At 41.9% G+C, this 3,045-nt stretch carries 5 protein-coding genes; 3 read left to right on the top strand and 2 right to left on the bottom strand.

Going from position 1 to position 3,045, the window contains the following annotated elements:
• Positions 1 to 153: 153 nt before the first annotated feature.
• A complete protein-coding gene (locus ACP45E_RS12840; RefSeq protein WP_017037863.1) occupies positions 154 to 471 on the bottom strand; it encodes a winged helix-turn-helix transcriptional regulator in 318 nt (105 codons plus the stop codon).
• A 146-nt stretch (positions 472 to 617) separates the two neighbouring features.
• On the opposite strand from ACP45E_RS12840, the gene ACP45E_RS12835 reads away from it, so the two are divergent.
• Genes ACP45E_RS12835 through ACP45E_RS12825 form a run of 3 tightly spaced genes read left to right on the top strand, consistent with a single transcriptional unit; the run spans position 618 to position 2,351 of the window.
• Entirely contained in the window at positions 618 to 1,298 is a 681-nt protein-coding gene (locus tag ACP45E_RS12835) for a pirin family protein (RefSeq protein ID WP_017037862.1), read from the top strand.
• A complete protein-coding gene (locus tag ACP45E_RS12830; RefSeq protein WP_017037861.1) occupies positions 1,285 to 1,854 on the top strand; it encodes an NADPH-dependent FMN reductase in 570 nt (189 codons plus the stop codon). Before ACP45E_RS12835 ends, ACP45E_RS12830 begins: the two co-directional genes overlap by 14 nt.
• Positions 1,855 to 1,907: 53 nt before the next feature.
• Positions 1,908 to 2,351 carry a hypothetical protein gene (locus ACP45E_RS12825; protein WP_017037860.1) on the top strand — a complete coding sequence of 148 codons (444 nt, stop codon included), beginning with the start codon at positions 1,908 to 1,910 and terminating at the stop codon, positions 2,349 to 2,351.
• A 302-nt stretch (positions 2,352 to 2,653) separates the two neighbouring features.
• Here the strand turns inward: ACP45E_RS12825 and ACP45E_RS12820 are convergent, their stop codons facing one another.
• A complete protein-coding gene (locus tag ACP45E_RS12820; RefSeq protein WP_017037859.1) occupies positions 2,654 to 2,998 on the bottom strand; it encodes a DUF805 domain-containing protein in 345 nt (114 codons plus the stop codon).
• Positions 2,999 to 3,045: the final 47 nt, after the last annotated feature.

Below are 3,045 nucleotides of genomic sequence, written 5' to 3'. Positions count from 1 at the left end.
TTGTTCCGTTTAAACGCCTTGTTATGTGTTGAGTGTATGACGATAACGTATACCAATCTAAATGAATGCTTTAGTCCCAAAACTGTTATTCTGCTTTTGACAATTACATATTCACAAAGCACCAAAGCGCTATGTGATGGACTGATTTGATATTTAGTGCTTTTCTGCTGAGTCCAAGTTCGTGACAGCCCAATCATGCATTGCCCACAAAACCGGCTCAAGCGATTGACCAGTATTTGTCAGCGAATATTCGGTTTTCGGCGGCACCTCTGCAAATACTTTACGGTGCACAATCCCATCCTTCTCTAACTCACGCAGATGTTTTGTCAACATTCGTTGGGATGCATCAGGTATGAGCCTGCGAAGTTCATTGAAACGCTTCGTACCACTCAGTAAGTGATGAATAATGGGACATTTCCAACGGCTACCAATCAATTTTATTGTTATTTCTACAGGGCACTCTTCTCTCATTTTTTTACTTCCGTTTGATTTTTTAACTAAAAATATTCATGGTTACAAAAATGTACCTACTTACCATAAAAGAACTAATGTTATATATTAGCTTTAGTAAGGTTTATTTATCAAGTACAACAAATTGTAATCATTAGGAGGCCCCCATGAGCACTTCACAAAGAGTCATTCACTATGACGATCTACCCCAGGGCGGGTTTGCTGGTATTTTGGAACGGCATATGGTTCTGAACCCGGAGTTATGGCCAAAGGCAAAAGACCGGACTGACATTAGTCATGGTCTTGTAGACTTTATTTATTTGGCGCTAGGTCAATTTTTACCTAACGATGGCGCACCGATGCATCCGCATCATGACGTCGATATTGTCAGCGTTGTTTTCTCTGGCAGTGTGGGGCACAAGGGTACTCTAGGTGATGGCACCGCAATTCACGCACCTGAAGTTCAGGTTCAGCGTGCTGGAACTGGTATGCAACATGCTGAGTTTAACCTCCATGACACACCCGCTGATATTGCCCAAATCTGGTTTAAGCCACCCGAAAAAGGACTTGAACCTGCCTATAAAAATTTCAAACTCTCAGATAGTGGTTTAACAACTGTACTCGGCGGCACGGATGGCAGCTTCATTAGCAATATGGTTTGTAAGGTTGGTTACCTACCCGTCGGCGAAGAAATAACAGTCAATCAACCGTTTGTGGTTCTCATCACCCAGGGTAAAGGTAACGCAAATGGTGTACCTGTAACGAAGGGAGATTTAATCGAGGGTGACTCCCTTCAATTCATTGCTGGTCATGATTTAGGGTTGGCCCTTATTCATGCAAGATACTAATAAAGGAATGATGACACCCCCCCAAAAAAAACTGTTTGCTTATGCGACTTCAACCAGTCGTAATTCAATAAACAAACAACTCGTGACTTACGCAGCATCCATGCTGACAGGATACTCCATTGAGATCGCTGATTTAAATGACTACGAGCTTCCGTTGTTTAGCGAAGATGTTGAGCAAGCACTCGGTCAACCGGAAAACGCAGTAAGATTTTTCAATAAGATCGGAGAAGCCGATGCCTTGCTGATTTCGCTGGCAGAACATAATGGCAACTACACAGCCGCGTATAAAAACCTGTTTGACTGGTGTTCTCGTATCAATCCGAAAGTTTATCAAGATAAACCTATCGTCTTACTTTCGACATCACCGGGAGCGCGCGGAGCAAAATCATTATTGGATTTGGCAACCAATACAGTTCCGTTCTTTGGTGCAGACTTACGGGGTATGTATTCAGTCCCGTCATTTTATGAACACTTTAAAGGTGGCTTTATCACAACAGAGGAAATCAAAGAAGCCTTACTTGGCATAGTCGAAAAACTTCGTGATGAAAATTTATAACATTGTCAGTGGTTTTTCTTTATTTGAAACAATAAACAAGAGGAGAAACGAAAATGAATAATACACAGATTACAGCGCTAAAAGCTTCAGCAATTCTATGGGTTATCTGGGGAGTAGTCCATGCCTTCTTCGGTATTGCCATAATGGCTGTAGATACTTCTAAAGGCTTTGCCTACATTGCCGCAGGTGTTGTTCCTGAGACATTGAGTGCAGACTATCATTCAGCTATCGGTGCTATTTTGAATCAGCACGCTTGGAACTTGTTGTGGTTTGGCGTTGTGACAACTTTTGGCGGAATAATGATCTGGCGACGCAATATGACCGCTATCTGGGTCAGCGCCATGGTGGGCGGCACAGCGGATCTGGGTTACCTAATTTTTGTGGATTTCGGGGGCTTTGCTACGTTCTTCCCTGGTACGCTTATGACACTAATCGCTGGTTCTGCCATTTTGCTTAGCGGTTGGGTTTGGCTAGATCAACGCAAAAACGCTATATAAGGCGCCATGTAAATACCACCTAAAAAGCCCAATCTAATGTCTAGCAACGGTGGGTTTATTGTTGGCGACAAAGGGATTCAGATAATAGAAAACCATGGTTTATGCCAATGATTACTGCGTCTATTCGATCCCTTGAGCACAATGGATTATTCCACCACTAAGAGAATGATTTCATTATTATTTATATAGGCACATAACGCTTTACTAAGTGGCAGAACAACCTAACCTTGCCAAGCCTGTTAAACTCCAAGCCGAAAGTGCCGAACGTTTGACTGTCCACTTAAGTAATTTGTTATACAAACTTACCACCATTTAGGGCTAGTGCCATATTGGTTTTCACCAGGTTTACCATCGATAGTGTAGAAATAGATCAGAACTAAGCAGCCTATAAATGGAATAAAGCTGATTAATAACCACCATCCTGATTTCTCTATGTCATGAAGTCGACGAACTGAAACAGCAATTGCAGGTAATAAGACTGCTAGGCCATAGATTAACGATAAGAATTGAGTGCCAAAACTGCGGTCTATAGCTTGTAGTGCAAAACTAATGATCAAGTTGATCAAGATAAACATCCAATACTCTTTTCGTCGAGCTCGTCCTTCAAATACCGTATATTTTTTTAAAACGCCTAAATACCATTCCATGGTTAACCTCCGATTGATAGTTTGTATAACGCTCTGCTAAGCGGCAA

It is taken from the genome of Vibrio genomosp. F10 str. 9ZD137, assembly GCF_049974785.1.
Classification (GTDB): domain Bacteria; phylum Pseudomonadota; class Gammaproteobacteria; order Enterobacterales; family Vibrionaceae; genus Vibrio.
Note: the sequence above shows the minus strand (reverse complement) of the source record. Positions and strands in the feature narration are given on the sequence as shown.